The organism is Nguyenibacter vanlangensis (genome assembly GCF_038719015.1).
Taxonomy (GTDB): Bacteria; Pseudomonadota; Alphaproteobacteria; order Acetobacterales; family Acetobacteraceae; genus Gluconacetobacter; species Gluconacetobacter vanlangensis.
The window spans coordinates 3,265,435-3,286,922 of sequence record NZ_CP152276.1; the positions used below are offsets into that span (position 1 = coordinate 3,265,435).

Below are 21,488 nucleotides of genomic sequence, written 5' to 3' on the forward strand. Positions count from 1 at the left end.
TTAAAGGCGAAGTGCCGCGCTTGCGCACCACAAAAATATTACGATTCTTTATGATAATGGCGGAACATTTTTCAATAATGTCGTACGGTGACGTGCGAACCGGTCCTGAAGACCGATGTCGGGTGGCTCAAACGGAAGACTGATGTTGAAGCCGACCGCCGGTCCCCCGGCCTCACGGGCGCCTTCTGAGGCGGCGCGCATGATCCCTGGTCCTCCCCCGGAGATAACGGTGTAGCCGGAGGCGGCAAGTTCATAGGCGACTTGGCGTGCGAGCCGGAAAACGGGGTTGTCCGGCGGAATCCGTGCGCTGCCAAATATCGTAACAGACTTTCCGAGCCGCGAGGATACTTCCTCGACCAACTCCAGTTCACGGATGATCACCGAGAGACTCATGAGGTTGAGACTTTCTTAGGTTTCTGAGCTAGATATTAGAGCTTCGAGCTGACCGTGCCGAACTAATTCGATGCACATAAGATGTGAAGGAATTTAACTGCCATGCGGAAACTACCGGTACTTCGGACATTGAAGAGCTTTGAGGCAGTTGCCGGGTTTTCGAGTTTTACCCATGCGGCGGCGACCTTGGGCCTTACGCATGGTGCGATCAGCCATCAGATCCGGGCTTTGGAGGACTGGCTGGGGAAAGCGGTGTTTGAGCGTCATAGCGGCGGCGTTAGGCTGACGGAGGACGGGGAGCGCCTTCGTACCGTCTGCGCGCAGGCCTTTTCGCTTCTGGAGGAGGAATGTAGCAGGATCAGACGGCAACGTAAGGAGCGATCCATCACCGTTGGATCTTCGGCGACGTTTTTAGCGCAATGGATTTTGCCACGGATCGAGGCGTTCTCGGAGAAGCATCCGGATTCGGTCCTGAACTTTCAGACCTGCACTGATGTTGCGGCTCTGCGTTCGGGTCGGGTAGATGCGCTGATCGTCGGCGAACTGGTCCCTTCGCCCGACGATCTTGTCGGCATTCATCTCATGGGCGACGTGATTGGTCCGGTATGTGCTCCGGGCAAATCGAGCCTGCCGCAGGGTGCCAAGGATATTCCGACTTCGATGATGCTGCATGCAGAATCACGACTGGGCGCCTGGACAGAATGGGGAACAGCGATGGGAATTGACGTCGGTTCGCGTGGAGGAAGAAGATTTGAGACGCTGTCGCTCGCTATTCAGGCCGCGCGAGGCGGCCTGGGCTTCGCGATCTCGCCGGAGATTCTGGTCCGGGACGATCTCGGCGCGGGACGCCTGGTCGCGCCGCTAGGATTTGTGGCCGTGGAACGTGCAACGTGGGTCTATATCGCGCAGACGCAGGCAATGGCTCGGGATGTCGCAGCTTTTTTGCAGTGGTTGTGCGAGGAAGCTGCCAAATTCGTGCATACTCCGGGGACCAGCGGTCGAGAATGAAGGGCGCGGCGCTGGAGAGGGAAGCGCTGAAAGGGGCCTTGGTCACGGGGACTTCACTCCGTGGTCTTTGTTCTGGGCAGCGCATGGAAGCGCCGATCAAACCATGCCAGTGCGTCGTTCTCTTCTGCATCATGCCGAATGGCCTTGACGCGGCATAAAAGTACATCATGGGTGCCGGAAATATGGACCGCTTCGACGGTGCAGTCGAGGGACGTGACGGCTCGGTCGAGCAGGGGCGCGCCCGTCACGGCCTCGTACCATGCGCCGTGGGCGAAGCGTTCCTCGGACCGGAGGCGTGAGCTTGCGAAAGCGGTGGCCAACGCCTGATCGCCTTCGCCGAGGATGTTGAAGCCCAGCACGCGATTGGCCACGAAAGCGGGATAGGAGCGGTTTGCGCGGTTCAGGCAAACCAGTAGCGTCGCCGGCGTGTCGCTGACGCTGCATACGGCGGAGACGGTCAGCCCGTGCCGCCCTTCCGGGCCGTCCGTCGTGACCACGACGACGGGAGCCCCCAACTGGCTCATGGCGGCGCGGAATGCATGCGGCGAGACGGGTTCGATCATCAAATCGGCCACCAGCCGATGCTCGTCATGCTGAGCGAGCCGTATTCGATGTGACGCGTCTCGAAGACGACCGGATCGTCCTTGTCCGCCGCGCCGAGCGCGTAGAGTAGCGGCCAGTAATGATCGGGGGAGGGAACGGAGAGCATGGCGGCTTCTCCCAACGTCTCGTAATCGATGACGGCGTCGGCATCGGCCGCTGTGACGGCCTGGACGATGTGATCGTCGAAGGCTTTGGCCCAGGAATAGGGTTCGCAGTTCTGCGAATCCCAGTTCATGCGTGGCAGGTTGTGGACGATGTTCCCCGTGCCGATGACCAGCACGCCCGCGTCGCGCAGGGGCTTGAGCCTGAGGGCCAGTTCGTAGTGATCGCGTGGTGTGCGGCGGATGTCGAGGCTGAGCTGCACCACCGGAATGTCGGCGTCGGGCCACGCCTTGCACAAGACCGACCATGTGCCGTGATCAAGCCCCCAATGGCTCTCATCGAGCACGACCGGCTCGGGCGCGAGAAGGGCCGCGACCTCGCGGGCGACGTCCGGACTGCCGGGCGCGGGATATTGGATGTCGAACAGAGGCCGTGGCAGGGACGAGCCGAAATCATGAATGGTCTTGGGGCGCGCCATGGCTGTGGCGCCGATGCCACGCGTGAGCCAGTGTCCGGAAATGGCGACGATCGCGCGTGGTCGTCCATATTCCTGCTCGACGCGCAGGGCCATGCGTCGCCATAGCCGAGTGGTCACATTGTCCTGCAAGGCGATGACCGGGCTTCCATGTCCGAAAAATATGACAGGCATGCGCATGGATCGTTTCCTCTGCGTTTCGGATCCGCCAAAGATGGCGTTGAAACATAATGGCTGTGGCGTTGTCGGCGCGCCAAGTGGCTTTATGGCGTCGTCGGCGAACTTGCTTGTGCATGCTAGTTTGCGTCGCATTCAGGCAAGCGCCACCGCCAGGGCGATGTCTATATCGAAACGATATCCGGCGACGCATGTCGCCGTGGCATCCAGAGGAGAAGCAGACCATGGCGGACCCGGTGGCAACCCAAACGGCCCTGCGCATCGCTCCGCTCAAGCCCGGCTCAGGCTTTGGCGCGGAAATTATCGGGCTGGACATCGCTCAGGCCAATGACGCCACGCTCGATGCGGTGGTGGACGCTTTCAACCGGCACGGCGCGCTTCTCATGCGTGGCCAGAAGCTCGACCCGGCGGGGCTGATGCGCTTCATCCATCGGGTGGGCACGCCCGAAGGACATACAATTCAGGACTTCACGCTGTCCGGTTTCCCGGAAATCTACGTGTTGTCCAACCGGGTCGAGAATGGACGGCCGATCGGCGCGCATAATGACGGCGTGGGCTGGCATACCGATTATTCCTACAAGGAAGAGCCGGTCATGAGCACCATGCTTTACGCGGTCGAGGTGCCCGAGGAGGGCAGCGACACGCTGCTCGCGGATGGCGTGGCGGCTTATAACGCACTGCCTCCGGAGCGTCGGGCGGCGCTTGAGAAACTCAGGTTGCACCATTCCTACCGGCACTTCATGGAGACCCGCGAGCATCAGCGGCGCACGCTGACGCCCGAACAGATACGCGACAATCCGGATGTCATCCATCCGCTGATCCGCGTGCATCCGACGGACGGTCGTCGCGCGCTGTGGCCTTCGACTGGGACAGTGACGGAAATTCTCGGGCAGGATGATCCCACGGATCTTTCGTTGCTCGATGAACTCGTGGCGTTCATGACGGGGGAAGAGTTCGTCTATCGCCATAAATGGCAGGTCGGCGACCTGCTGATGTGGGACAATCGCTGCACGCTTCATACCGGCACGTTGTTCGACGACAAGAAATATATCCGGACGATGCATCGTCTCTGGGTCAAGGGCGATCGTCCCTATTGACATCAACACGTTTTTTCTGACGGTTTCTATTTGCGGGGTTTCATGCCTGATACGCTGATTTTCGTCGATATTCCCGCCGATGATCCTTCGGCCGCCGCGCAGTTCTATGCTGAAGTTTTTGGATGGCGGAACGATCCTAAGCCGGAAGGACTTTACCATCGCATGGTGCCGGGCGGTCAATTCCGCAACCCAGATGGTACGGACAGCGAAATCGGCAATCTGCATGTCGGCATTTTCAAGGCGGACAATGCTCGCCCGCATCCGCAGGCCGATGGTGCGGCGCCCCGCAGCCTGTCGCTCGAAGGACGCAAGCCGCGCGTCTGGCTGCTGATCGGCGATGACGACACGCCGGAGCGCATTCTCAAGGAGGCAGTCGCGCGCGGGGCCACGGAATTGTGGCGCGATCATTACTGGTCCACGTTCGATGGTTACAACCACGCCTTCATGGATCCATGGGGGAATGAAATTCTCCTCTGGGGCAAGGCAGGGTCGAACCCGGAAATTCCGGAAAGCTACACGCGCGAATAGCGTTTTCATCGAAGGACGCAGTTGCGGAGGATCGGCGCGCTTCGCTTATCTGAAAGGATGGCGGACGAAGACGGCAAGGGCGGTCTCTGTTTCGATCCCGCGTCTCAGGAGCGCCATGTTGGGCGTTGCTGTCCGCGACGCGGCGCCTTACTCCTCGACGGCAGCGCCAAGGGACACCCGCCGCCATTCGCGCGGCGTCATGTCGTAGGCCTGACGGAAGCTGCGGCTGAAATGCGCGGCGTCGTTGAAACCCCAGCGAAAACAGATTTCAGAAATCGACAGATGCGTCGAAAGAGGGCTGGCGAGGTCGTCATGACATCGCGCGAGACGGCGCTGGCGGAGATACTGGCTGAAATTCTGTCCTGTCGTGGCAAAGAGCTTCTGCAATCCGCGCGGCGAAATGCCGTACTTGCGGGCGATGGCCGTCATGGTCAGGTCCGGGTCGGTCAGTTCCGATTCGATGAGTTGACAGAGACTGTGCATGGCGGCGATGCGACGATTGAGCGGCGGAGCGCCCCCGCCATAGGCCGGATCGCTCAGGACGCTGCCGATCAGCAATTCCGAAAGGGCGAGTTCGATGGCCCGAAGCTGCCGGTTGTCCATGGCTTCGAGCGACTGGCCGAGGGATTGGAGAAAGCCTGCCAGAACGCGCCTTATGCCTGGCGTCGGGTCGAGCACGCCCACGCGCAGCGGCGTCGGCGCGAGCAGTCGGAAATGCAGTGCCAGCCTTGGCAGCCGCACATAGAGCATCAAGAACGAGCGCGGGAGGGTCAGGACGGCGTCCACCGCCAGAGGGCCGCAACCGATAGCACCAACACCAAGCGGCCAGCTTTTGCCGTTCGAGGCGAGTGTGGCTGGGGGGGCGTCCGCGGGGTCGCTTTCGGAGAGTAGAATCGCCAACCATACGCCGTCCGTCTGCGCCGAGTAGCGCCCTGCGATGCGTTGAGGCGAACCGGTCAGGCGCGTGATCTCGATTCCAAGCGGTGTGACGACCTGAGTGACCCGCCCGATCGTGCGCTGGCGGGGATCGGCGCGACGTTCCGCATCCGTCAAGGGGAGTAGAGTGGCTTCCGGAAGCGACAGACGCGCGAGTGTCTGTCGCCATACGCTCGCAGCGGGCTGATCCGTATGATCCGCAAGGTCGAATGTCCAAGGTTGCACTTTGATCTCCTGCCAGTCGCATGAGATCATACAAATGAGCATCACATTCAGACAAGAACCGAGCGGAACGTATGCGTAATATTCCGGTGAATCTTGCGATCGGTTTACGAGACGATTGGCCAGCAACAAGGAGAGGGCCCCATGCCCACGATCTCATCCCCGGTGTTTGACCTGCCTTCTGAAAGTGGAGGGAAGGATTTCGGTATCTTCATGCCGATCGCAAACGGAGGCTGGATTCTCTCGACGACCGCGCCGAAGATCGACGGCTCTTATGAATATAATCGGCGCGCCGCGCTGCTGGCCGAGGAGATCGGGCTCGACTTCATTATGTCTATGGCCAAGTTCCGCGGTTACGGCGGCGTGAACCATCAGTGGGATGTGGCACTGGATTCCACCGTCCTGATGAGCGCGCTGGCCGCACAGACGAAGCGCGTGAAAATCTGGACCACGTTCCAGACGCTGCTACACAACCCGGCCGTCGTCGCCAAGATGATCGCGACCCTTGATCAGGTCAGCAACGGACGCGCGGGCCTCAACGTCGTGCCGGGCGCGTTCAGGGACGAATTCGCCCAGATGGGTGTGTGGCCCGAGACGCTGGGACATGATGCGCGCTACGACTATGCCGGAGAGTGGATGGAGGCGGTTCGCCGCCTCTGGGAAGAAGACGGCGAAGTCACGCTCGACGGGAAATACGTCAAGTTGGACCACTGCATCTCGGAACCCAAGCCGCTTCAGAAGCCGCGCCCCTTCATCGTGGCTGCCGGTCAGTCCGAAAAGGGCATGGATTTCGCCATCCACAACACGGACGCGCTGTTCATCGGTGGCCGGGATGACGCCGAGATGCGGACCATCAGCCGGCGTGCCAAGGAAAAGGCCAAGGCCGCCGGGCGTCGCCTGCGGACCTATGCGATGGCAATCATCGTCCAGGGCGAGACCGATGCCGAGGCGGAAGCGATGATGGATGTGTTCCGCGATGGCTTTGACGCCGAAGGGTTCCGTAATATGCTGCGTGCCTACGGGGTGATCGACGCCGAGATCGGCAAGGAGAACGCCATGACGGCGCGGGCGCGCACCGGTTTTATGGCACCGCACATCGCGGGCTCGGCAGAGACGATCGTCAAGCGCATCGAGCAGGCCATTGATGACACCGATCTCGATGGCCTCATGCTGATCTTCCCGGATTACGAAGCGGGGCTGAAAAAGCTGGCCCAGAATGTCCTTCCCGCGCTGCGGGCGCGTTACGGCGCATGACCGATGCCCTCACACGGCGCCTTGACGCGCTGCTGGACCGCGATGTGCTGCGTCGGCGCATCCTCGAGCTGTGCGGCATTCCCTCGCCTCAGGGCCATGAGCGTAAGGCCGGAGAGTATGTCGAGCAGTGGATGGCGTCGGAAGGCTTCCGGCCGCGCCGCGTGGCTGCCGTGCCGGAGCGTTTCCACGTGGTGGGCAGTATCGGCGGTTATGCCCCTGCGGCGGCGGCCTCGCGCGATCTTCTGATCGCATCGCATCTGGACACTGAAGGCGGTCTGGACCCCGAGGACGCGCGTTGGTGCGTACCGCCGGGAGCCCCCCCGGAAGAGCCGGTCGCGGAGCGGGACGGGGTTTTTAGCGGGGCGGCGGTGGCTAATGATCGCGGGCCGATGGCCTGCTTCCTGATGGCCGCCTCCCTGATCCGCAAGGCCGACATCCGGCTGGCAGGGTGCTTGCATCTGGCGGCCTGTCCCGGCGAGATCGGTCCCGACCCGGTGGATGGACGCGCGGGCGTGGCGCAATCGGGCAAGGATGTGGGCATGGCCTATCTTCTGGCCAATGGCGGCACGGCTCCGGATTTCATGATCGCCGCCGAGGGTACGGACTTTGCGGTCACGGCGCAGGGGGCGGGTTATGCGATCTTCCGTCTTAGCCTCCATGGCGAACAGATCTTTACGCCTCTGTTCGACGCCACGCTTCCACTGGAAGGTCATCCCAACCCGATCTACCGGCTGGGTGACGCGATCGCGCGGCTTCACGCCTGGGCGCCGCGTTTCGAGCGCGAACATCGCTTCGAAACGACATGGGGAACGACGGTCCCCAAGGTCCAGATCGGGGCGATTCGCGGCGGCCTGCCCTACGCGCTCGGCGGCGGGACGGGTGTCTGCGCGCTTTACGTCGAGGTCGGGCTTTCGGCTGTCGATCGCGTGCAGGATGTCCGCCGCGAGATGAAAGCCGTGCTCGAGGGGATCGGTCCGCACGCGCTCGATTGCGTTGCTTACCGTCAGGGAGCCGTCGCGGACGAGGGTGCGGTTTCGCCGCTGCTCGGGGCCATCAACGCGGCGAGTCACGCGGTGCGCGGGGTGGAACTGGAGGTGGCCGATCCGGTCTATGCCTCCATGTGGCGCGACCACAATGTCTACAACCGCGCGGGGATTCCGGCGGTCACGTTCGGGCCGCGCCGCTGGCGACCGACGCTCGACGATTTCGTGACGGCAACGCTGCTCTACGCCCGGACCGCGATCGAGGTTTGTGGCGTGGCGGCCTCGGAGGTTCAGTGAATGAATGCGATCTGTCTTGAAGGCAATGTCATCGCCCGGCCGCTGACAGCGCGGATCGGCGCGGAAATCGATGGGGTGGACCTGACGCGCCCGCTCGATGAGCCCACGCTGAGAGGCCTGCGGGATGCTTTTTTGTGTCATCAAGTCATCTTCTTTCGCGATCAGCCGATCTCGCATGAGGACCATCTGCGTCTGGGCCGCGCTTTCGGAGCTCTGGCGATCCATTCTGGTGTGGCGGGTTTGCCTGATTACCCGGAAGTCGTCGCCATCCACGCCGACGCCAACTCCAAATTCGTCGCCGGCGAGAACTGGCACTCTGACCTCTCCTGCAATGCCGAGCCGCCGCTGGGCAGCATCCTCACGATGAAGATCGTGCCGGAATATGGCGGCGATACATGTTTTTCGTCGATGTATGCGGCCTATGAGGCCCTTTCCGCGCCGATGCGGCATTTTCTCGCCGGGCTGACAGCGATTCATGACGGCGAGCATGTGTATCGCCCGATCGTCGGCAATAACGGCAAGACGTTTCCATGCAGCGAACATCCGGTTGTGCGGACGCATCCCGAAACCGGTCGCAAATGCCTGTTCGTGAACCAGTCCTACACTACGAGGATTCCGCAGCTTTCCAAGCTCGAAAGCGATGCCGTGCTGAACATGCTCTATCGGCACTGCATGGCGGCGGATTTCCAGGTACGCTTCCGGTGGCGGCCGAACTCCATCGCGTTTTGGGATAACCGCTGCACACAGCATCAGGCGATCTGGGACTACTTCCCCCAGACGCGGTCCGGTTTTCGCGTGACCGTCGCCGGTGACAAGCCTTTCTGATCCCCTCCATTTGCGATCTGGATTGACCATGACAAGTCTTCCCCTCGACGATGCCCTGTTCGACGCGATGGACACCTCCATCCTTCCCACGGAAGAAGCCGAGAGCCTGCCCCCGCTCTGCTATACCGACGCCGCCTTCTACGCGTTCGAAAAGCAGGCGATCTTCGCGAAGGAATGGTTGTGTGTCGGCCGCGAATCCTGGGCCGCCAACCCGGGTGACTATTTCACCTCCTTCATCGCCGACGAGCCGCTGATCGTTGCGCGCGGTCGCGACGGCGTCCTGCGTGCCATGTCCAGCGTATGCCAGCATCGCGCCATGCTGGTCGCGGAGGGCAGCGGCAAGACGCGCGCCTTCGTCTGCCCCTATCATCACTGGACCTATGCGCTGGACGGCTCGCTGGCGGCTGCGCCCGCGATGGAACGATCCTGCAGGTTTCACAAGGAAGACTTCAACCTTCCGGTCTTCGCGCTCGAAATCTGGGAAGGGTTCGTCTTCATCAATTTCGACAGGGACGCTGCGCCGCTCGCCCCGCGTCTCGCCAGGGTCTCGGACGTGCTGCGCGGCTACGATCTGCCGAACGCCGCAGGGGACAAGCCGGCCGAAGAGCAGCGTTATCCCTGGAACTGGAAGGTCATGTTCGAGAACAACAACGACGGCTACCATGCCAGCAAGCTGCATCAGGGGCCGTTGCATGACTTCATCCCCAGCGAACTGGCGGAGTTTCCAGACGATCTGCCCCATGACACGGCGGGCTATTACCGCACCAACCGCACGCTGCACCCCGACGCTGCCTTCAACGCCACGCAGCGCGCAGTCCTGCCGGTTTTTCCGGGGCTCAGTGCCGATGAGCGCCATCGTATGGTGTTCGCCAACATCCCGCCGACGCTCTCGCTCGTCATGACGGTGGATTCGGTCATCTATCTCATCCTGCGTGCGGATGGCCCTGAGAGCCATCGCGTCGATCAGGGCGTGCTTACCGCGCCGCGCGCCAAGGCGGATCCGGCGTATGCGCAGAAAATGGCCATGGGCTTCCTGGCTGCAAGCGAGATCATCGATCAGGATCTGCATGTCGATGAGATGGTGCAGATCGGGTTGCGGTCACGCTTCGCGCCGCGCGGGCGTTATTCCTGGCAGGAAGGCGCGCAACGCCTGTTCAACACATGGCTCGTCCCACGCTATCGTAAGGCATGGGCGGAACGGAATGCAGAAAAAGGGAAAAGTCAGGTCGCATGATTTTGTGAAAGGCTGGGGACCGACATATGGTAGCGCCGGAGAAAGCCTGTAACGGTTTTTTAATGGACCGCATTTGCCGAAGTTGCGTGATCGGAATATAATCCGTTCGCATGGCGCAAGAATATCCCTGTCGCGCGGTCTAGCGTCGAGAGATGCCGGGCTGTGTCGCAGGAGCGCCCACGGCCAGCGTTTCTGACAATTTGACCCTGGATTTCCCCCGGGAAAGGGTCCGTGAGGTGGAGAACCCTCCCATGTCTCTCGCCGTTCCCACTGAGGATATCGTTGTGATGACGCCAGCGAACCCAGTCGTGCCTTCGGCGGCCCGGCGGTTTTTCGCCTTGGCAGCCGTGACGGCGCTCTATTTTTTCCTTATGGCCGGGTCGTTCAATGCGCTTGGCGTCGTCTTGCCCTCAATGGTGAGCGATCTTGGGCTGAACTGGAGCGATGCGGGCTTCGGCTTCACCCTTCTGGGTCTGGCTTGTGGCCTGACCAGCCCTCTCCCCGCGATGGCCATTCGGCGTTTCGGGATCGTGGCGACGCTTGTCGGTGCGGGTGTGCTGCTGGCCCTCGGTTTCGCCCTGCTTGCGATGGCGTCCAGCAAGCTCGCCTATGATCTCGGCACGATGCTGATCGGATGTGCATTCACCATCGGCGGGACGGTGCCGGGCAATTACGTCGTGGCCAATCTGTTCGAACGCTCAAGCCGCCCTATGGGATTCTATTTCGGTGTCGGGGGGCTGGGGTCGATCGCCGGTCCGCTTTTCTACCTCGGTGTGGACAGCACGTTTCATGGCTGGCGTCCGTTCTGGTGGCTGTGTGCCGGGGCAACGGGATTGTGCGGGATCGTGGCGGCGCTTGTCGTACGTGGCATTCCTTTCGATCACGCGCATGACGACAGAATCCGCACGGCAGGCTGGCCTGCGAAAGCGGCGCTGCGTTCGCCTGCGTTCTGGGTGATCGTTGCGTCCTATACGGGCTGTCTGGCCATCAGCACCACCCTGCATGGTTTCTCCGTGCAGCATTTCACCGAGCATGGCCTGTCTTCGGCTCATGCCGCGGAAATGATGTCCATGGTCGCGCTTCTGGCGGCGACGGGCTCGTTCCTGGCTGGTGAGGTCGGGCGGGTCATGGGCGCGCGCGTGCTGACGGTCGCGGCGACGGGCGCCATGACACTGGCGGCGGTGGATCTGCTTCTCCCCCAGAGCGCGTTTACGCTCGGCGTGTTCGTGGTGACGATGGGGTTTGGCGTGGGGCTGTCCTACGTGGCCAGTGCCATGCTGCTGCTGGAGTATTTCGGCACGCGGCAGAATCTGGAGCTTTACGCGACCATGTGCCTGATCTCCACGGCGGCCGCGCTCGGTCCGTGGCTGGGCGGCGCGCTTCATGACAGCACAGGCAGCTTCCGGGCGATCTTCATGGTGTTCGGGGCGATGGGCCTTCTGCTGACGGTGGCCGTCACGTTCCTGCGTCGTCCCAACCTGCGGGACGATGCATGACGCTCTCGCCACAGGAAATTGCACCGTCGCGCACCGCGCTTCTGGTGATCGACGCCCAGAACGATTTCGGCGCGCCCGGCTTTGCCATGGCCCATGCCGGTATGGCGCTTGAGCCGGTCGAGAGCGCCATTTCCCGTATCGAGGCGCTGATCGCGGCCGCCCGCAAAGCCGGTGTGACGCCATGGTTCGTCCGTGTGGTCACGCGGCCTGAAACGGATTCCCGTGCCCTCAAGCGTTTTATGGTGCGCTCCGGCATGGCGGATGGCATCGCGATCTGCCGCGCCGGGACGCCTGGTGTGGACTATTATCGTGTCGCCCCGGCGGCTGGAGATCGGCAGGTCGAGAAATTGCTTTACAGCGCCTTCGCGGGCACGGATCTGGAGACGCGTCTGCATGCAGACGGTATCCAAAGCCTCGTTCTGTGTGGACTGACGACCGATTGCTGCGTGGATGCCACTGCGCGCGATGCCTTCCATCGCGATTTCGACGTATTCATCGCCAGTGATGCCTGCGCGGCGTTCGACGTGGCGACGCATGAGAACGCGTTGGCAATCCTCTCGACGCACTGCGCCACACCCGTCATGACTCAGGAAATCGTGACGGCCTGGAACACGGGCTGATCAGGCCGCCGCAATGGCAGCCCGTTCCGGATAGATCGGCAGGGCGCACAGCGCGAGGCTGCCGCACGCGAAAATGACGGTCATAGCGCGGAGCGACCAGCTGTAGTCCCCCGTGTGGTCGTAGGACAGATCCATCAAGACGGGTGTAACCCCCTGCGCCAGCATGACGGCCGCATACATCACACCGGCGATCCGGCCATAGGCGGCCAGTCCGAAATAGCGTGAAACCACGTAGGGCAGCGCGCCGAACTCCGTGCCCATCGCGACGCCCACCGTGAAGCCTCCGGTCACGATGGCGATGAAGTGCTGGCTCTGAAGCAGCAGGATGCCCGCGAGTGCCGCCAGATAGAACGGTGTGATGGCGCGTCCCGCCCGTGTGCGGTCCATGATATGGCCGATGACGACCTGCCATACGGCGCAGGTTCCCGTCATGACGGACATGACCAGAAGGGCTTTCGGAACCGGAATGCCGCGTGTCGTCAGAATCGGGACGAGATGGGCGATCAGGGCCGTGATGCAGCCCGCGCCGGCAGCGATGGTCAGCAGGATGATCCAGAAGACTGGCTGACGCGCGGCGCTGCCGAGCGTATCCTGTCGGGCTGGCGCGCCTGATGCTTCAGGAGGAAAGGCGATGTCGTCCGCGGGGATTTCCTGGGCGCGGACACTCGGTAATGCCATAGGGGCCGGCGCATCGCGCAACCCGATGAAGATGATAGGAAGGGCCGCCACCGCAATGACGAGGGCCAGCAACGGATAGGTCGCACGCCAGCCGGTGTGTGCCATGATCCACAGCGCCAAGGCAGGCATGACGCTGGCGCCGATGCCGTTGCCCAGTCCCGCCATGAGGCCGAGCATGACGCCGCGCCGCGCGTCGAACCATGAGGCGACGACACGCGCCAGCATCATCGTACTCGGCAGCGCACCCGCAAAGCCGATGGCCCCGAACAGCGCCAGAAATGCGAAATGATTGGCTGGCAGAAGGCCGACCAGAGCCAAGGCTGGAACATAGACCGCGAAACCGGCAAGGATCGTGCGTCGCGTGCCATGAAGGTCGGAGAGACGCCCGGCGATCGGCGATCCAGCAGCCATGCCGAGCGAGAGCATGAGAAACGCCGTGCTGACGAAACCGCGCGACCAGTGGAACGCGTCTGAGATCGAGGCGAGAAACAGGCCAAACGTGATCATGACGACCGGCGTGACACCGATCATCGCGCCGACCGTACAGGCGCTCATCAGTCCGATTTCGTTACGCCTTGGGATCGCGGGACTCATATGCGGGCTCCTTGCTGCGGGGGTCAGGATTTTCGGCCGGGGGGTAAGATGTCGCGCCGGATCTTCATGTGCGTGCCGACCGTTCCGTCCACGACCTGCGTTACAGCGAGATCACCGGAAATCGACAGCAGCGAATAAGCATCATCGGCGGAAAGGCCTGTCTCCTTGAGAAGCGAGAGCATGTCGAGGGAGGCTTCCTTGGCAGCTATATCGAGTGTGTCGCCGAAGCCGTGGACGATGAAATGATCCGGCGTTTCGAGAAGCGGAGAGCGGAAGGTGAAATCCTTGCGCAGCACGACCTGAAACAGTACGTCGAGCGAGGCCTCGATGGCCGTGCCGCTGATTTCACCATCGCCCTGGCTGATATGCGGGTCGCCGATCGAGAACAGGCCGCCATCCACTTGTACCTTGTAATACATTGTGGCACCCGCTCCGATGCGCCAATTGTCGATATTGCCCCCATGAAGGCCGGGAGGGACGGTGCTCACCCGTCCCAGCACGTCAGGTGCGACGCCTGCGGTGCCGAGATGGGGCCGGACGGGAACGCGTACTCCGGCCAGTGAAGGCTGGCGGTCGCATTCGGGGCACTCCGTGATTCGGCCGGGAATGAGATATTTCTCGCTGACGTCGTAGGCATAGAGCGCTTCGGCGGTGTTGGTGGCCGGGTCAAGGCCGTAGATCGTGACGCGTTCGCGTTCGCCAAGCTCGGAATAGAGCTGCCCCCAATGAGCTGCAAGATTCGAGCCGTAGCGAAAGCGCGGGGTCATGGAGAGGTAGCGAACCTCGATCATGTCGCCCGGCCTGGCGTCGCGGACATAGATCGGGCCGGTCATCAGATGCACGCCGGGATTGCGGTCGGCTTCGGGGATCGCGCGCCAGATCTGGTGCATGGCATCGTCCATCAGCAGGGTGGGGTCATCCCCTGCATGATGCGTCAGCGCCTCGGCCTGGATCAGGTCGCCGGATTCGACGATGAGGGCCGGAGCGAGAGCGGCGTCGAAGTAACCCCAATGCACATTCTGCGGCGTGGCCCTGAGGTGGTGGAGGGCCGCGGGCGCAACGAGCGGGCGCGTGGAGCCTGAGTCACACATGAGAACCATGACGATACCTCTATAATGATGGAGCATGCGATGTCGGAACGATGCCCTCGAGCAACATTATAATGACAAGACGAGGCTTCAAATTGTGCCAGAACGCCCCAATCCTTGATACGCGCGCACAAGGTCTTTTCCGGTCTTGTTTTTGTGAAGGCACCCATGGTTGTCAGCAAAAGGGCTTCTTCACTCTTTTGACGATGGCGAATTTCCCATGACCGATCCAATCCTGCCGATGCGCGTCACCCGCATCGCTCGGCTGACACCGCGGATTGTCGGCATTACGCTCGAACCTCCGGAAGGCATATCTGTCTCGCCGGTGGTGGCCGGGGCGCATATCGACGTTCATATACCTGCCGGAGACGGTCTGATCCGTCAGTATTCCCTGACCAGCCGGCCAGGAACACATCATGCCTACGACATTGCTGTCCTGCGCGAGTCACAAAGTCGGGGCGGGTCGGCATGGCTGCATGAAAACCTCTCGGTAGATGGCATCCTGAAGGTTGGTGCGCCGCGCGCCCGTTTTTCATTGTTCGAGCCTGCACCGCATCATGTGCTGATCGCAGGGGGGATCGGGATCGCACCTTTATGGTCGTTCGTACAGCGCCTGACGCAGATCGGCACCTCCTGGGAGCTGCACTACGCCGCATCCAGTGGAGACGAGGCGGCCTTTCTTGCCGACATCCGCGAACAGGCCGGTGCCCGTCTGAAGACGTATTTTCCGGCAAATGCTCAAGAGCGCCTGTCTCTGGACGCCATCGCAGCCGCTTGCAGGTCGGACGCGCATGTCTATTGTTGTGGACCGGTCCGCATGATGGAGGCGTTCGATCGCGCCTTCGCGGGCTTCCCGGATTCTCAGCGCCATCGCGAGCATTTCACGGCCGTGGCAGCGCCTGCGGCCGAGGGAGGCTTCGAGGTTGTTCTGGCCAAAAGTGGCGGCTTCATTCATGTGCGCGCAGGCCAGACCATTCTCGACGCCGTTCGTGCGGCGGGCATCAGCGCCTCTTTTTCCTGTGCCAAGGGGGTGTGCGGGATGTGTGAAACGCGCGTGATCGAGGGAATCGCGGATCATCGCGACAGCGTGCTGACGGCCGAGGAACAGGCGCGCGGCGAAACCATGATGATCTGCTGCTCCGGCGCGAAAACGTCGCGTCTCGTTCTGAACCTCTGATCCGTCATCGGAACGTTAAAGTCCGAACATATTTCGTTTTCAGAACATAACCCGGACGCCAGAAGCAAGAAGGTTTTTTCACACGTTCTCTAATCTCTTTCACATGCTGCAGTTGCGGTTCGCGCCCGCGGTGGCAGAATGCGACGCAAGGAGAAGCTCATGCGCACAGTTTCGTGGCTCCGTCATATCGCGTTGAACAGCGGTGCCCTGTCCCTTGTCGTTTCGCTGGGCGTCGCGAGCGAGGCCAGCGCCGGCACGGCCTCGGGCAAGGTGGCGAGCCATGTCGCGGACGGGAAGAAGGCGTCGGCTGGCAAGCCCTCAAAAGGGCGGGAGAAAGTTTCGGTGACGGCCGAGACTATTCAGGTCCGGGCTGCCGTGCGCACTGTCGATGTCCAGAAAACGCCCACTTCAGTGACGACCATCAGCGCCACGACGCTGGATCACCAGAACGTGACCAGCCTCTCCGGCCTGAACGGGCTCGCGCCGGGACTCAACATCGCAAAAACTGCTGGCTATCAAACAAATATTCAGATTCGTGGCGTCGGTATGCAGACGGCGCAGAACACGCTCACGACGTCCACGGGCGTCGCCGTCTATATCGACGGCGTCTATATCGCCAATTCGGTATCTCTGGACCAGACGTTCTTCGATCTCCATTCCATTGAGGTGTATCGCGGTCCGCAGGCCACCCAGTACGGCCAGAGCGCGCCGGGTGGGGCGATCGTGATCAATACCGCCGATCCGACGTTCGACCGGATTTCCGGAAGGGTCGAAGCTTCGGGCGGCAATTACAACCTTGCCCGAGGGCGCGCGCAGCTCAACGTGCCGATCACCAGCAATCTCGCCATCCGCGGGTCTTTCCAGTCCTATACCCATACCGGGTTTGCCCACACGACTTCGCCCTATCTCGGACGGTACGATCTCGATGACGCGCAGGACAATGCCGGAAAACTCGCTATCAAATGGCAGCCAATCAGCAACTTCACGGCGACCCTGACGGGGCAATGGTACAACGCCACACCCCATGGCGCCGAGCAGAAGAATATTCTCGATACGTCGACCAATCCGCGCGTCGTGAATCAGGACTATCCCGCCCGGAGTTCTTTGACGACATCCCTTTATCATCTCAATCTCGATTGGAAGACCTCGCTCGTCGAACTCACATCCGTGACGGCGGCGCAGCATGTTCGCAATCACGAACAATATGACAATGCCCATGTCACCGAGCGCATACTCGGGAAGTATGATGTCCTGCCGAACAACAACAATACGATGAATAATTATTCCGAGACGATCGCGCTCAAGTCGCGCAAGCCGATGCCGATCGACTGGGAAGTCGGTCTTTTTCTCATGGGGCAAAGAGGCCATGCCTACGTCAGCGAATTCGGCGGCACGGATTATACCGGGTGGCCGAGTTATCCGGTGCCCGAGAATCTCATGACGAATGCGCCCTCCACCTTGACGTACGGGAACAAGCAGACGGCGACGCGCTTTGCTGTCCAGCCCTATGTCGAGCTTGGTTATCACATCACGGATCGCCTTCACCTCAAGGGTGGCGCGCGCTTCAACTACGACCGCTACAGTTCGAGTAGCGACGGCTTTTCAGCTTACGGGAACAGTTCAAGTCAGCACAGTTTTTCGACCAAAATTCCGACATGGAAAGCCGAGCTTGACTATGATCTGACGCGCCCGTCTTCAGGCATCGAGAGCATGGTCTATTTTTCCGTGGGCACGGGCTACAAACCTGGCGGCGTGAACGGAAATCCGACGGCGAAAGTCATCGGTCAGGAATTCAAGGCCGAACGTATTCTCAATTACGAGATCGGCGCGAAAAACTGGTTTTTCCATCACCGGTTCATGTTCAACATCGCGGCATTCTATGCGAATTATCGCAACATGCAGTATATCGCGGATGATCCGTATCCTTATGCCTACGGCATCGCCAACGTTCCGAAGATCAATCTCTACGGCATCGAGATGGAAAGCGCCTATCTGGCTTTTCATGAGCGCTTGAGAATTGATGGGTCACTGACGCTGGAAAAAAGCCGCATCGCGTCGAACTATCATTCGCTCGATGCCTCCACGGTCAGCGCGGCCTATGCCTCTTCTCCGGCATGTGCCTATGGTGGGCAATATTATAATAGCGCGTGCTGGGCCTCTGTCGAAGCTTCGGCGCCGAACGTCAAAGGCAATCAGGCGCCTGGCATGCCGAACGTACAGGCGTCTCTGTCGGCATCCTATCTCTGGGACGTGCCCGGCGGAACGCTCCTGACGCGTGCGCAATATATCTATCGCGGCAACTATGCGGCACGGATTATCGACAACCCTTCGCTCGATCATGTTCCGGCCTATTTCATTTTCAACGCCTTTCTCGAATACAAGCCCAAGGCAAGCCAGTGGCGTATGTCTTTCGCCGCGACCAATCTTGCCGACACTGCGGGTGTAAACTCACGGTTTACCGATCCGTATGGAACGAACCAGACCAGCGAACAGTATATCGCGCCGCGTCAATTCGTCGGCACGATCGGATACAGCTTTTGAGCGATCGCGCGATGAAAAAAACCTGGTTCATTACGGGCGTTTCAGGTGGTCTGGGATATGCGCTGGCCGAAGCGGTTTTGTCGGCTGGGGGCCGCGTTGTGGGAACGTCACGTCAGCGGACGGCGGCTCCCGACCTTCAGGAGCGATATGGGGCTTGCCTGCGCGTCATTGCGCTCGATCTGACCGATGAGAAGGCAATCCGCGCGGCAGTCAGAGAAGCCGAGGGTTGGGCCGGGACGCTGGACGTCGTTGTCAACAATGCGGGATACGGGCTGACGGGCGCCATTGAGGAAACATCCCTCCGACAGGTCCGCGATATTTTCGATGTCAATGTTCTCGGGCCGTTGGCGGTGATCAAGGCGGTCCTTCCAGCCATGCGCGCGCGTCGGTCCGGGCATATCGTCAACATCACCTCGGTCAGCGGACTGGCGGTGTGGGCTGGAACAGGGATTTACGGCGCGACGAAATTCGCGATGGAATGCATCGGGCGCACGCTGGCGATGGAAGTCGAGCCACTGGGGATCAAGGTGATCAACGTGGCACCCGGTGGCCTGAAAACCGGCTTCGCGGGAGGTGCGTTGGAAGATTCGATTGAAAATATGACGGATTACGCTGAAACAGCGCATCAAGCCCGAGCTATTCTGACCGGGCATAGAGGCGAGGAGCCGAATGATCCGGTTCTGGCGGCGCAGGTCATTATGACGTTCATCGGGGCGGCCGATCCACCTCGCTGCCTTCTGCTGGGCGAGGATGCGTTCCGATACGCGCAGAGAGAAATCGCGATGCTGAAGAAAGATTTCTCGCATTGGCGTTCGATGATTCTTTCCGTGGGGATCAAGAACAAAGACTGATTCTCAAGGTTGCAGTTTCCATCCTGCGCGGCGATCGCTTCGCGGGTAGCGGTGACATCGTCGCCAGGCGAGGTCAGCGGGGATGACCTTGAAACCTCGTTCGCGGAGCAGGACCGCGACCTTGTCCCAGCCGGAGGCGTTCACAAAAGCGCTATGAACGAGCACGACATTCCGGGCCGGTTGGCCTGAATCGACGAGGCCTTAGCTCCAGTGCGTGGCGATGAAGCTTGCCGTGTCGTCGAGGGCGCGCCGCGCGCTGGGCAAAGCGCTCACCGACGACTGGAAGACGTGGTGCAGGCCCTCGAACACGTCGAGCTGCACCTCGCCGCCGCGCATGGCCGCGACCTCTGCATACCGGCGAGAGTCGTCCAGCAGAAGCTCATCCTCGCCGACTTGGATTAGAATAGGCGGCAGGTTCTGGGGAATCTCGTAGAGCGGCGAGGCGCGCCCATCCGTCGGGACCGCGCCCGCCAGGTAGGCGCCGGCGCCGCCCCGCAGGATCTCCCGCGTGAGGACGGGATCGTGGGTTTGCGGATCGGTGAATGACGGGCCGGTGAAAGCCAGGTCGAGCCAGGGCGAGAAGGCCACCACCGACGCGACCTTCGGCGCGCCCGGCCCGCAGAGGGCCAAGGCCGCCAGTATCAGCGCGCCGCCGGCGGAATCGCCAGCTAAGGCCACTTCGGCGACGCCCTGAGCGGCGAGCCAGCGTAGCGCCGCCGCTGCGGCGTTCGGAGCCGCAGGAAAGGGATGTTCGGGCGCCAGTGGGTAGTCGAGGACGAAGACGGCGACGCCCGCGCGGACCGCGAGCTGGCTTGCCAGGCCGCGATAGGCCTGCGCCGACCCCAGTATGTACACCCCTCCGTGGATGAGCAGGATGGCCCGGTTCGCCAGCGCATTGGCCGGACGCACCCACACACCCGAAACGCTGTCCTGTTCGACGGGCTCTGTCACGACGCCGTCTGCGATCGGCGTCCAGTCGTGCATGGCGGCGTAGGTCTCCCGCGGCGTGCCGGAGGAGGTGTGGAAGTGGTCGACGATTTTCGCCACGACGCCCTTTTCCAGTTCGCGTTCGACGGCGGAAATCGGATGGCGGATCCGGGTGAAGTTGGGGTGGTCGAGGTTGGTCATGGGTCTGGCCTCCGAGGGGCGCGTGAGCGGCGTGAGTGAACACAATCCCTTTATCAATTCCGGAACATTCCAATGAGAAGGGAAATAGAATAGAATCAATTCCCAATTGGAATTGATGAGGCACCATGGACCGGTTGGATGCGATCCGGCTTTTTATCCGGACGGTGGAGAACGGCAGCTTCTCGGCCGTGGCGCGCGAGGCGGGTGTCGGGCAACCAGCGGTCAGCAAACAGATCGCCGCGCTTGAAGCCCATCTGGGCGCGCAGCTCATGCGTCGCACATCCCGCAGCATGACCCTGACCGACGCCGGCCAAAGCTTTTATGAAGCGGCTGTGCGCCTGATCGAGGACTTTGACGAGATCAGGTCGTCGATAGGCCAGGAACAGGCCGCTTTGTCCGGCCTGGTTCGAGTGACAGCGGCACCGGTCTTCGGGCGGCTCTACATTACGCCGAAGCTCCCGGATTTCTTTGCTGCTTATCCTGGGATTTCGGTGGAGCTTTCGGCCACGGACCGCACGGTAAATCTGGTGGAGGAAGGTGTGGATCTAGCGATCCGGATGGGTGACCTCACCGACTCGTCGATGACCGCGCGCCGTCTCGCCTCAACGCCGATCGTGACCCTCGCGACGCCGGCCTATCTGGATGCGCGGGGGGCGCCGGCCACGCCCGGCGATCTCCAGCAGCATTCGTGCGTCGTTTTCAACGTGAGGCAGGAGCCCCGCCTCTGGACCTTCACCAAGGAGGGGCAAACCTCGTTCCATCATCCAGCGGGGCGTTTCAGAACCGCCGACCCCGAGCAGCTGCGGACTGCGGTTTTGGCCCACTTGGGGCTTACCCAGGCGCCGCGCTACCTGTTCGCCGATGCGATCCTTGCGGGCACAGTGCAAGTTGTGCTGGAGGACTACGTCCAAGGAACGTTGGCCATCAGCGCCGTCCATCCGGCCGGCCGGCGGTTGCCGACAAGGACGCGGGCCTTCATCGAATTCCTAGCGGATGGATTCACGAACGATCCGGCCTTCGCACGAGCCTGAACGCTACATGCTGCTGGTGAAATCCAGGGCCTAGCCGCCGGGCTGTTTTCTATCGCAGCTTTGACGGCGAGCACCACGGTCACCAGCGGGCCGGACAGCAGCATTCGGTAGCCGTCGAAGGCTGTGCAGGGGTAGAATGGAGGCCATACC

20 protein-coding genes are annotated in these 21,488 nt (G+C 61.6%); 13 read left to right on the forward strand and 7 right to left on the reverse strand.

Annotated features, from left to right (window positions below):
• Nucleotides 1–48: 48 nt before the first annotated feature.
• Nucleotides 49–393, reverse strand: coding sequence for a hypothetical protein (locus tag AAC691_RS15235; RefSeq protein ID WP_342627506.1), 345 nt, complete (start codon nt 391–393; stop codon nt 49–51).
• A gap of 102 nt (nt 394–495) precedes the next feature.
• Between AAC691_RS15235 and AAC691_RS15240 the strand changes: the two genes are divergently transcribed.
• On the forward strand, nt 496–1,401 hold the full coding sequence (locus AAC691_RS15240; protein ID WP_342627507.1) for a LysR substrate-binding domain-containing protein: 906 nt from the start codon (nt 496–498) through the stop codon (nt 1,399–1,401).
• Nucleotides 1,402–1,454: 53 nt separating this feature from the next.
• Here the strand turns inward: AAC691_RS15240 and AAC691_RS15245 are convergent, their stop codons facing one another.
• Together AAC691_RS15245 and ygiD are read right to left on the reverse strand one after the other, a co-directional pair.
• The gene (locus AAC691_RS15245; RefSeq protein ID WP_342627508.1) at nt 1,455–1,964 is read right to left on the reverse strand and encodes a flavin reductase; all 510 of its coding nucleotides are present in this window, start codon (nt 1,962–1,964) and stop codon (nt 1,455–1,457) included.
• Entirely contained in the window at nt 1,964–2,893 is a 930-nt protein-coding gene (gene ygiD, locus AAC691_RS15250) for a 4,5-DOPA dioxygenase extradiol (protein ID WP_342627509.1), read from the reverse strand. Before ygiD ends, AAC691_RS15245 begins: the two co-directional genes overlap by 1 nt.
• Before the next feature lie 89 nt (nt 2,894–2,982).
• On the opposite strand from ygiD, the gene AAC691_RS15255 reads away from it, so the two are divergent.
• Nucleotides 2,983–3,855, forward strand: coding sequence for a TauD/TfdA family dioxygenase (locus tag AAC691_RS15255; protein ID WP_342627510.1), 873 nt, complete (start codon nt 2,983–2,985; stop codon nt 3,853–3,855).
• A gap of 42 nt (nt 3,856–3,897) precedes the next feature.
• A complete protein-coding gene (locus AAC691_RS15260; RefSeq protein WP_342627511.1) occupies nt 3,898–4,383 on the forward strand; it encodes a VOC family protein in 486 nt (161 codons plus the stop codon).
• Nucleotides 4,384–4,530: 147 nt separating this feature from the next.
• Here AAC691_RS15260 and AAC691_RS15265 read toward each other — a convergent pair whose 3' ends face one another.
• Nucleotides 4,531–5,673 (reverse strand): helix-turn-helix domain-containing protein, encoded by a 1,143-nt coding sequence (locus AAC691_RS15265; protein ID WP_342627512.1) that lies wholly within the window; start codon nt 5,671–5,673, stop codon nt 4,531–4,533.
• A 12-nt stretch (nt 5,674–5,685) separates the two neighbouring features.
• On the opposite strand from AAC691_RS15265, the gene AAC691_RS15270 reads away from it, so the two are divergent.
• The 6 genes from AAC691_RS15270 (at nt 5,686) to AAC691_RS15295 (ending at nt 12,250) form a co-directional block, all read left to right on the forward strand.
• Entirely contained in the window at nt 5,686–6,795 is a 1,110-nt protein-coding gene (locus tag AAC691_RS15270) for an LLM class flavin-dependent oxidoreductase (protein ID WP_342627513.1), read from the forward strand.
• Nucleotides 6,792–8,075, forward strand: a complete 1,284-nt coding sequence (locus AAC691_RS15275) for a peptidase M20 (RefSeq protein ID WP_342627514.1) — start codon at nt 6,792–6,794, stop codon at nt 8,073–8,075. The genes AAC691_RS15270 and AAC691_RS15275 overlap by 4 nt, the downstream gene beginning before the upstream one ends.
• Nucleotides 8,076–8,900, forward strand: coding sequence for a TauD/TfdA family dioxygenase (locus AAC691_RS15280; protein ID WP_342627515.1), 825 nt, complete (start codon nt 8,076–8,078; stop codon nt 8,898–8,900).
• Between the two features lie 28 nt (nt 8,901–8,928).
• Nucleotides 8,929–10,134, forward strand: a complete 1,206-nt coding sequence (locus tag AAC691_RS15285; protein WP_342627516.1) for an SRPBCC family protein — start codon at nt 8,929–8,931, stop codon at nt 10,132–10,134.
• 287 nt (nt 10,135–10,421) lie between these two features.
• Nucleotides 10,422–11,630, forward strand: a complete 1,209-nt coding sequence (locus AAC691_RS15290) for an MFS transporter (RefSeq protein WP_342627517.1) — start codon at nt 10,422–10,424, stop codon at nt 11,628–11,630.
• Nucleotides 11,627–12,250 (forward strand): isochorismatase family cysteine hydrolase, encoded by a 624-nt coding sequence (locus AAC691_RS15295; RefSeq protein WP_342627518.1) that lies wholly within the window; start codon nt 11,627–11,629, stop codon nt 12,248–12,250. Before AAC691_RS15290 ends, AAC691_RS15295 begins: the two co-directional genes overlap by 4 nt.
• Here AAC691_RS15295 and AAC691_RS15300 read toward each other — a convergent pair whose 3' ends face one another.
• Nucleotides 12,251–13,522, reverse strand: coding sequence for an MFS transporter (locus AAC691_RS15300; protein WP_342627519.1), 1,272 nt, complete (start codon nt 13,520–13,522; stop codon nt 12,251–12,253).
• Between the two features lie 23 nt (nt 13,523–13,545).
• Nucleotides 13,546–14,622 (reverse strand): acetamidase/formamidase family protein, encoded by a 1,077-nt coding sequence (locus AAC691_RS15305; RefSeq protein ID WP_342627520.1) that lies wholly within the window; start codon nt 14,620–14,622, stop codon nt 13,546–13,548.
• A gap of 208 nt (nt 14,623–14,830) precedes the next feature.
• Between AAC691_RS15305 and AAC691_RS15310 the strand changes: the two genes are divergently transcribed.
• From AAC691_RS15310 to AAC691_RS15320, 3 genes are all read left to right on the forward strand, one after another.
• The gene (locus AAC691_RS15310; RefSeq protein WP_342627521.1) at nt 14,831–15,787 is read left to right on the forward strand and encodes a PDR/VanB family oxidoreductase; all 957 of its coding nucleotides are present in this window, start codon (nt 14,831–14,833) and stop codon (nt 15,785–15,787) included.
• Nucleotides 15,788–15,946: 159 nt separating this feature from the next.
• The gene (locus AAC691_RS15315; RefSeq protein ID WP_342627522.1) at nt 15,947–18,328 is read left to right on the forward strand and encodes a TonB-dependent receptor domain-containing protein; all 2,382 of its coding nucleotides are present in this window, start codon (nt 15,947–15,949) and stop codon (nt 18,326–18,328) included.
• Nucleotides 18,325–19,179, forward strand: a complete 855-nt coding sequence (locus AAC691_RS15320; RefSeq protein WP_342627523.1) for an oxidoreductase — start codon at nt 18,325–18,327, stop codon at nt 19,177–19,179. The genes AAC691_RS15315 and AAC691_RS15320 overlap by 4 nt, the downstream gene beginning before the upstream one ends.
• Before the next feature lie 201 nt (nt 19,180–19,380).
• On the opposite strand, the gene AAC691_RS15325 is transcribed toward AAC691_RS15320, so the two are convergent.
• On the reverse strand, nt 19,381–20,307 hold the full coding sequence (locus tag AAC691_RS15325; RefSeq protein WP_342627524.1) for an alpha/beta hydrolase: 927 nt from the start codon (nt 20,305–20,307) through the stop codon (nt 19,381–19,383).
• 125 nt (nt 20,308–20,432) lie between these two features.
• Here AAC691_RS15325 and AAC691_RS15330 point away from each other — a divergent pair, with 125 nt between their 5' ends.
• Nucleotides 20,433–21,338: a LysR family transcriptional regulator gene (locus AAC691_RS15330; RefSeq protein ID WP_342627525.1), complete on the forward strand. Its 906-nt coding sequence runs from the start codon at nt 20,433–20,435 to the stop codon at nt 21,336–21,338.
• Nucleotides 21,339–21,488 lie beyond the last annotated feature (150 nt).

Coding starts and splice junctions, on each gene's coding strand:
- AAC691_RS15275 (WP_342627514.1), top strand. CDS start 6,792: ATGACCGATGCCCTCACACGGCGCCTTGACGCGCTGCTGGACCGCGAT.
- AAC691_RS15315 (WP_342627522.1), top strand. CDS start 15,947: ATGCGCACAGTTTCGTGGCTCCGTCATATCGCGTTGAACAGCGGTGCC.
- AAC691_RS15235 (WP_342627506.1), bottom strand. CDS start 393: ATGAGTCTCTCGGTGATCATCCGTGAACTGGAGTTGGTCGAGGAAGTA.
- AAC691_RS15285 (WP_342627516.1), top strand. CDS start 8,929: ATGACAAGTCTTCCCCTCGACGATGCCCTGTTCGACGCGATGGACACC.
- AAC691_RS15270 (WP_342627513.1), top strand. CDS start 5,686: ATGCCCACGATCTCATCCCCGGTGTTTGACCTGCCTTCTGAAAGTGGA.
- AAC691_RS15245 (WP_342627508.1), bottom strand. CDS start 1,964: ATGATCGAACCCGTCTCGCCGCATGCATTCCGCGCCGCCATGAGCCAG.
- AAC691_RS15290 (WP_342627517.1), top strand. CDS start 10,422: ATGACGCCAGCGAACCCAGTCGTGCCTTCGGCGGCCCGGCGGTTTTTC.
- AAC691_RS15310 (WP_342627521.1), top strand. CDS start 14,831: ATGACCGATCCAATCCTGCCGATGCGCGTCACCCGCATCGCTCGGCTG.
- AAC691_RS15295 (WP_342627518.1), top strand. CDS start 11,627: ATGACGCTCTCGCCACAGGAAATTGCACCGTCGCGCACCGCGCTTCTG.
- AAC691_RS15325 (WP_342627524.1), bottom strand. CDS start 20,307: ATGACCAACCTCGACCACCCCAACTTCACCCGGATCCGCCATCCGATT.
- AAC691_RS15330 (WP_342627525.1), top strand. CDS start 20,433: ATGGACCGGTTGGATGCGATCCGGCTTTTTATCCGGACGGTGGAGAAC.
- AAC691_RS15260 (WP_342627511.1), top strand. CDS start 3,898: ATGCCTGATACGCTGATTTTCGTCGATATTCCCGCCGATGATCCTTCG.
- AAC691_RS15255 (WP_342627510.1), top strand. CDS start 2,983: ATGGCGGACCCGGTGGCAACCCAAACGGCCCTGCGCATCGCTCCGCTC.
- ygiD (WP_342627509.1), bottom strand. CDS start 2,893: ATGCGACGCAAACTAGCATGCACAAGCAAGTTCGCCGACGACGCCATA.
- AAC691_RS15300 (WP_342627519.1), bottom strand. CDS start 13,522: ATGAGTCCCGCGATCCCAAGGCGTAACGAAATCGGACTGATGAGCGCC.
- AAC691_RS15240 (WP_342627507.1), top strand. CDS start 496: ATGCGGAAACTACCGGTACTTCGGACATTGAAGAGCTTTGAGGCAGTT.
- AAC691_RS15305 (WP_342627520.1), bottom strand. CDS start 14,622: ATGGTTCTCATGTGTGACTCAGGCTCCACGCGCCCGCTCGTTGCGCCC.
- AAC691_RS15280 (WP_342627515.1), top strand. CDS start 8,076: ATGAATGCGATCTGTCTTGAAGGCAATGTCATCGCCCGGCCGCTGACA.